The organism is Streptomyces sp. NPDC005408 (genome assembly GCF_040606445.1).
Lineage (GTDB): Bacteria > Actinomycetota > Actinomycetes > Streptomycetales > Streptomycetaceae > Streptomyces.
Genome location: NZ_JBEXEX010000109.1, coordinates 1 through 7,266, shown reverse-complemented (window position 1 = coordinate 7,266; position 7,266 = coordinate 1). Strand labels below are relative to the sequence as shown.

At 70.0% G+C, this 7,266-nt stretch carries 5 protein-coding genes and 1 riboswitch; of the genes, 1 reads left to right on the top strand and 4 read right to left on the bottom strand.

Features of this window, described 5'->3' with window-relative positions; all coding sequences use genetic code 11:
* Positions 1 to 226: 226 nt before the first annotated feature.
* The 4 genes from ABZS64_RS38780 to ABZS64_RS38765 all read right to left on the bottom strand — a co-directional run bounded on the left by ABZS64_RS38780 (position 227) and on the right by ABZS64_RS38765 (position 6,076).
* Positions 227 to 1,018, bottom strand: coding sequence for an SGNH/GDSL hydrolase family protein (locus ABZS64_RS38780; RefSeq protein ID WP_355839845.1), 792 nt, complete (start codon positions 1,016 to 1,018; stop codon positions 227 to 229).
* A gap of 159 nt (positions 1,019 to 1,177) precedes the next feature.
* Positions 1,178 to 2,107, bottom strand: a complete 930-nt coding sequence (locus ABZS64_RS38775) for a LysM peptidoglycan-binding domain-containing M23 family metallopeptidase (RefSeq protein WP_355839843.1) — start codon at positions 2,105 to 2,107, stop codon at positions 1,178 to 1,180.
* 4 nt (positions 2,108 to 2,111) lie between these two features.
* A riboswitch (cyclic di-AMP (ydaO/yuaA leader) is annotated at positions 2,112 to 2,268 on the bottom strand.
* Positions 2,269 to 2,696: 428 nt separating this feature from the next.
* Entirely contained in the window at positions 2,697 to 3,731 is a 1,035-nt protein-coding gene (locus tag ABZS64_RS38770; protein ID WP_355839841.1) for a hypothetical protein, read from the bottom strand.
* A 254-nt stretch (positions 3,732 to 3,985) separates the two neighbouring features.
* Positions 3,986 to 6,076, bottom strand: a complete 2,091-nt coding sequence (locus ABZS64_RS38765) for an alpha-galactosidase (RefSeq protein WP_355839839.1) — start codon at positions 6,074 to 6,076, stop codon at positions 3,986 to 3,988.
* 180 nt (positions 6,077 to 6,256) lie between these two features.
* Between ABZS64_RS38765 and ABZS64_RS38760 the strand changes: the two genes are divergently transcribed.
* A complete protein-coding gene (locus tag ABZS64_RS38760; RefSeq protein WP_355839837.1) occupies positions 6,257 to 7,069 on the top strand; it encodes a tyrosine-protein phosphatase in 813 nt (270 codons plus the stop codon).
* Positions 7,070 to 7,266: the final 197 nt, after the last annotated feature.

Below are 7,266 nucleotides of genomic sequence, written 5' to 3'. Positions count from 1 at the left end.
GCGTCGGCGACTGACGACAACGCTGCGTGGGGGCACCTCCCGTGCCCGAAGGGCTACGGGGGAGTGCCGTGCCAGGGCACGCGAGCCCGGCAAGATCGGCCGGACAGGGCCTGGCGCCGGGCCGCACCAGGTCGCCGGGAGGCCGGCCGCACCGGGCCGCCCGGCGACCTGCCCGACGGGCCGCACCGGCGGCCGGGCCGGCTCCCCGCGCCTCACCCCATCGCTGTCACAGAGGCAGCAGATTCGGCCGCTTGGCCTCCACATGGTCGCCGGAGCTCTCGCCCCGCAGCCGCCGGCCGATCCACGGCACCAGGTGCTCCCGCGCCCACTGGATGTCGTCGCGGCGCACTTCGAGCGTGCCGCGGGGCGGCAGCGGCGGCCACGGCTGGTCGGGGTCGGCGGGCACCTCGATGCCGAGGACCTGGGCGGCGCGCAGCGCGACCCGGGTGTGGCCCTCGGGCGACAGATGGAGCCGGTCGGCGTCCCAGGCCCGCCTGTCCTGGACGGACTTGAGCGACCACAGATCGAGTACGGGACAGTCGTAGCGGTCGGCGATGGCCCGTACATGCGCGGTGTACGTGGCGATCTTGCCGCGCAGATGGCGCAGCACCGGCACGTCGCGGGTGTCGAAACCGGTCGTCACCATGACCTTCCCGACGACGCCTGTGAGGTCGGCGACCGCGCGCTCGAAACGCTCGGCCACGTTGTCCGGGTCGGTGCCCGGCCGGATGATGTCATTGCCGCCCGCGCAGAACGTCACCAGATCCGGGGCGAGTTCCTTCGCCCTGGGCACCTGTTCCTCGACGATCTGGTCGAGGAGACGCCCTCGCACGGCGAGATTGGCGTACCTGAAGGTGTGCTCCGGCATCCGGTCGTCGAGCAGGACCGCGAACCGGTCCGCCCAGCCGACGTACATCCCGTCCGGGCCGGGGTCTCCGACGCCTTCGGTGAAACTGTCACCGATCGCCGCGTACGACCCGAATCTGCCGCTGTTCTCTGTTCTCGAATCGTCTGCCACGAGAGCTAATCCTCCCCTTACGGATGTGACCTACGCGACCGTAAGGAGGGGTTGACGAGGGGTGATCTTTGCCACCGGTCAAGATTCGTCCAAGGCGGAATACGCCGAATCCCCCGCGCCGCGGGCTGCGGCACGAGGGGACGAGGTGTCGGACAGGCGTCAGATGGTGACGCCGTGCTGGCGCAGGTACGCCAGCGGGTCGATGTCCGAGCCGTAGCTCGGGCTGGTGCGGATCTCGAAGTGCAGGTGCGGGCCCGTGGAGTTGCCGGTGGTGCCGGAGAGGCCGATCTGCTGGCCGCCGCTCACGCTCTGGCCGGCGGAGACGGCCAGGGAGGAGAGGTGGGCGTACTGCGAGTAGGTGCCGTCGCTGTGCTGGATGACGACCTCGTTGCCGTACGCGCCGCCCCACCCGGCGGAGACGACGGTGCCCGGGCCGACGGCCTTGACCGTGGTGCCGGAGGACGCCGCGAAGTCGACACCGGTGTGGTAGCCGCTGGCCCACATCGAACCGGCGAGGTGGTACGGGGTGATGACCGTCGCGCTGTCGAGCGGGGTGGTGAAGCCGGAGGCGCTGGTCTGCGGGGCGCTCGCCTGCTGGGCGCTCTTCACCGAGCCGGAGTCGGAAGAGGCCTTGGACGCGGTCTTGGAGGAGGACCGGTCCCGCTTCTCCTCGCGGTGCTGCGACTTCTCGGGAGCCTTCGCCTTCGGCTTCGCGCCGAGGGTGAGCTTGAGGCCCGGGTGGATCAGCGAGGGGTTCTCACCGACCTGCTCGCGGTTGTCCTCGTACAGCTTCTTCCAGCCGCCGCGGACATCGTGCTCGTCGGCGATCTTGGAGAGATAGTCGCCCGCGACGACGGAGTACGTGGTGGGGGCGGCGGCCGGCTTGTGCGGGGCCTTGTACGCGGCCGGGGCGGCGGCCGCGGTCGCTGCCGTGTGCGACGAGGTCGCCGGGGCGATCGTGCCCGCGGCGTGGGCCCCGGTGGCGCCCATCAGCGGGATCGCGATGGCGGCGCCACCCGTGCCCGCGGCGACAAAGCCGCGCGTGATCGGGCTGGTCTTGGGACGACGGTGCTTACCCTTTGCGGGCATGGCGCATTCCTCTCCGGCGCCGGCGAGGTGAGCTGTCGGGTTCGGGCTGGAGATGCCCGGCCGCGCTGTTGCGCGACTTAACCCCGAGCCGTTCCGGAAGTCCGGAATCGGCGTACTTACCTGGGTCCCCCGCTCCTGCCACGCGTGGGTGGGTTCGAATTCCGGGCGGCGGCAGGATTAGGCGGTCCGTCCGGATTGCCGTGAACGTAAACGAGCCGAGCCGAATGGAACAAGCCACCGCAATTACGGATCACGAGCTGGCGTGATATCGCCGGAGAATTCCCGTTACGCTCCGTGGATCAATGATCTTCCCAGCCCCGCCGGACAACGGAATTCGGATCCGCCACACCGCCACACACCGTCACGAATATGATCCTGCTCACGGGTCGTGTCCCATCTCCATTGCAGACGGGGCACGATATGCCGAATCGTCCAATTCGGACAGAAGCATCATTCAATCACTATCGCCCTAACAGGCGCACTTACCTACCAGAACTGTCATTACCGAGGAATTGAGGGGCCTAGTTGTCCCTTTTCGTCCGCATCGTCCCGACCTTCTCGGCCGCGCCGACGATGCGCGCCGCCGCGGCTACGCCTGCCCCAGCCGCCTGGAGCTGCTCTCCCCGTACGCGGCGTCGCGCGACCGGTTGAGACTGCCGAGCGGACGGAAGGCATCGGTGGTCCGCCAGGGCGTGAAGGCGAGCTGCTCGATCCGGCGGGCCGTCCCCCTCGCCTGCTCGGAGTCGATGTCCTGGCCGGGGATGGTCAGTTCGGCGACCGGCACCGCGGGCGCCGTCTCCTCGTCCCACGCGTGGGACGCGTCCTCGACCGGTGTGGAGCGCTCGTCCACGAACCGCTGGAGGCAGAGCTCGAAGGCGATGTCGCCGTCGCGCAGCCGCCCGGCAAGCTCGGCGTGCAGATACTCCGGGTTCTTCCGGTCGGCCGGGACCTTGCCGCGGTCGGCTGCACCCGGCCCCGGCCGCAGCTGGTATTGCACGGGCCCGGCGCCGCCCCAGAGCACCGGCCCCTGCCCCCAGTACCGTTCCGTGGCCAGGCTGGTCACCCTGCGCCCCACCGCCCCCCGCAGCGTGCGCCGCATCCGGTTGGCCGTGCTCCAGCCGACCTCGCGCGGCAGCTTCACCAGGAGGCGCCAGGCGAACCGAAGCGGATGGGCCGCGCCGGCCATCACGGAGGCGAAGCCCACGAACTCCCGGGCGTTCGCCGCGTGCGAGGCGGGGAGGTTGAGCATGAGCAGATCGTGCCGCTCGTCCTCCGTGACCACGATCCGCACGGCGATCCCGCGCAGATCCCGTGCGGCGTCAGCCTGCGGGATGCCGGACGCGTTGGACATCCGCACCACTGCGCGGTAGGCGGCGCCGGGCTGGGCGTACCCCTCCCTCAGCTCCCGGGGCAGCTCGCCATAAAAACGCAGCCGCGCGTTGTCGACGGCGAGCGGGGCCTTGGCGTGGAAAGCGCGCACGGGCCGATTCAGTTTTCCACTGCGCTGATTCTCCGCCTGGACGCGCAGGATCTTCCGGGCCAGTTCCTCGAAGACCAGACGTTCGGCCTCGGCGCTGCCGCCTTCGTAACTCTCGTATTTCTCATGCTGCCTGGGATCGGACATCGTCCGTTCCTCCCAACCGTGGCAGGGGCTGCGACGCTACTCGGCGCTCCCGCCCACGGATACGCGATAATCGGGCCTGTTCTTCGATCAACTCCCGCTATTGACAAAGAAATCCGAAAAGGGCCGCGCCGCTGGCGGCCGGGGTGCGGCAGCGCGGGCCGGGGCCATGCACCCCGCCTGCCGTGTGCCGCACTGCCCCAGCCGCCCCACGCGCGCGAAGCGTTCATGGCCGGGTCCGGCCGGCGGCCAGGCTCTCAGCGCCGCCGCAGCCGGATCACCGTGGCGTCCATGTCGCCCTTGAGCCCGGTGTGCAGCCCGTGGTGCAGCAGTACGGAACCGCGGTGCACGGCACCGGTGTCCAGGCACTCGTAGACAGCCGTCGGATCGATACCGCGCAGCCTGAGCCGCGGCGGCTGTTCGCCGTAGTGCTGCGCCTGCAGCCAGGCGAGGACGACGGTCTCGTCGCCGCGTACGTACTGCACCGCGCTGAGCCCGCCTTCGGGCGCGCGCAGCCGGTGCAGCTCGCCGTGCTGCACCAGCGGCCTGATCTTCTTGTACAGCTCCACCCAGCGGCGCGCCTCGGCGAGCTCCTCGTCGGTCCACTCGGTGAGGTCTCCGCCGACCCCGAGCACCCCGGCCATCGCGCTGACGAAGCGGAAACGGAGCGTGCTGATACGGCCGTTGAGCTGGACATTGGGGCTGTCGGTGACCCAGGCCGCCATGACCCGCGCGGGATGCAGCTGGGTGAAACCCTGCTGGATGGCGAGCCGGTCCAGCGGGTCGGTGTTGTCGGAGGTCCACACCTGGTCGGTACGGGACAGTATGCCGAGGTCGATCCGGCCGCCGCCGCCCGAGCAGGACTCGAAGGCGACGGACGGGTGCGCGGCGCGCAGCCGGTCGAGCAGTGCGTAGAGCGCGTGGACATGCTCCACCCACAGCTTCTGCGGGTACTCCTCGCCGGGCCAGCCCGCGTCCGTGAAGCAGCGGTTGAAGTCCCACTTCACATAGTCGATGGGCGCGCTGCCGAGCAGCGCGTCCAACTGCTCCCACAGATAGTCCTGTACGTCCTGGCGCGCGAGGTTCAGCACGAGCTGGTTGCGGAACTCGGTCCTGGCGCGGCCGGGGTGGTGCTGCACCCAGTCGGGGTGCGCCCGGTAGAGATCGCTGTCGGCATTGACCATCTCCGGCTCGACCCAGATCCCGAACTGCATGCCCAGCGCGTGCACTTCGTCGGCGAGCGGCTTGAGCCCCTGCGGAAAGCGCTCGGCGTTGGGGGTCCAGTCGCCGAGTCCGGCGCTGTCACTGGTGCGCTGCCCGAACCAGGCGTCGTCGACGACGAACAGCTCGACACCCATGGCCGCGGCCCTCTGCGCGAGCGCCCGCTGCTGCTCCTCGGAGATGTCGAAGCCGGTGGCCTCCCAGGAGTTGTAGAGGACCGGGCGCTCGGTCGCCGCATCCGGAATGACATGCGCGAGCTGCCAGGCGTGCCAGGCCCGGCTTGCCCCGCCGAAGCCCCCGTCGCTCCACAGCCCGGCGAAGACGGGCGAGGTGTAGGACTGGCCGGGCGCGAGCAGCAGCAGTCCGGAGTCGTCGTAGCCCGCGCCACCGGTGATCTGCACCAGGCCGTCGGGCAGTTGCTGTACGGAGATCCGCCACGATCCGGACCAGCCGAGCGCCACGCCGTACACCTCGCCGCGCTCCTCGGTGGCCCCCTCCGCGTCCAGCGCCACCCATGGCAGATGCTGGTGCCCTGTGTGCCCGCGGCGGCTGCCGATCACCTTCTCTCCGTACGTCAGGTCCGACCGTACGAGCAGGGACTCGGCCGCCCACCGGCCGTGCAGCTGGCTGAGCCGCCAGCCGTCGCGCTGCGGCAGGGTCCAGGCGGCGGCATCGGCCCTCAGGAGTTGCAGATCGGGCCCCTGGCCCTCATGCGCGACGGTGACCCAGCGTTCGATCACATCGGCGTCGTCACGCATGCGGTGGTGCAGGGTGAGGCCGAGTCCGTGCACGGCGTCGGTGAAGCGCAGCCGCAGCTCGTCGCCGTCCACCTCGGCCCGGTCGAAGGTCCACTCGGTGCCGCGCACCTCAGCCGTACGGACGGACAGCGACGGCCGTACGAAGCGGGGCCCGCCCTCGACCGGATACTCCTCATGCCCGTCGAGCTGGGACTCGAACGGCCAGTACGGCGGCGGGCCCTGGGCCGCGAGCGCCTCGGCGTCGGCGCCCGAGATCCGTGGCCCCCAGTGCAGATGCAGCAGCTCGTCGCCGTCCGTGAGGTGCAGTGCATAGCTGCTCGTCGGTCCCGAGAGAACCCACGTACGTCCGCTGCCAACGCTCTCAATCATCCCGACCCCTCAGATTCTCACAGGTCCGCACAGGCCCGCACATCATCCGACGGGAGTCGCCGCCTGTGCAACGCCCTTGGAGATACGGCCCGAATTGATTGCGCGCTGAATGAATGTCGTATCGTCGGGAACGCGCCATCGTCGGCGAGAGCGCCGACGGCAGTCACCTCAGGAGCCCCCGTGACGCAGCAGCTGCCGCAGGCCCCCGCGACAGAGCCCGAGCTGACCGGAGTGCGCAATTTCCGGGACGTGGGCGGCCTGCCGACCGTGGACGGCAGGCAGGTGCGGCACGGGCGGCTCTTCCGCAGCGGTCATCTGGCGCACGCCACCGAGTCCGACGCCTCATTCCTCTCCACGCTCGGTCTGCACACGATCTTCGACTTCCGCAATGCCGCCGATATGCGTCTCGAGGGCCCTGACGTCGAGCTCCCTGGCGTACGGAACGTCAATCTGCCGCTCACCGACCCGGCCGACGGCGCCGAGTTCTGGAAGATGGTCCGGGACGGCGATCTCGACCAGCTGCGCTCGATCCTCGCGGACGGGAAGGCCGCCGGCCGGATGTCGGCGTCGTACCGGAAGATCATCAAGGAGCGCACCGCCGATCACAGCAGGGTGCTGCACGCACTGGCCGAGGACAGCGTCCCGGCGCTGATGCACTGCGCGGCGGGCAAGGACCGCGCCGGCCTGTCGATAGCGGTGTCGCTGCTCGCGGTCGGCGTCGAATGGGACGCGATCGAGGCGGACTACCTCAAGTCCAATGACCCGCACCGCCGTTACCTGGTCCGCCGCAGCGACAACTCCCCGGCAGGGATGTCACCCGAAGTGATGAATCTTCTCTCCCCGCTCTTCGACGCCCGCGTCGAGTACCTGCGCGCGGCCTTCGACACGATCGAACAGACCTGGGGCACCACCGAGCACTACCTGAGCGAAGGTCTGAAGGTGAGCGCCGAGACGCGTGAGCGTCTGCGCGAGCGCCTGCTCGACGAGGTGTGAGCTCCCGGCGGCAGAGCCGCTAGGTCCTGTCCGGTCGATCAGGCCGGATCAGTGAGCGGGGTCTGGCGATGGGGGCACCTCCCGTGCCCGAAGGGCTACGGGGGTCGGCACGCCGGCCGCCGTCGAGTGGAAGGTCACCAACGGCTTCGCCGCGATCGACGGCAAGCTCGCGGCCGGTTCGCTCGGCTCGGCGAAGG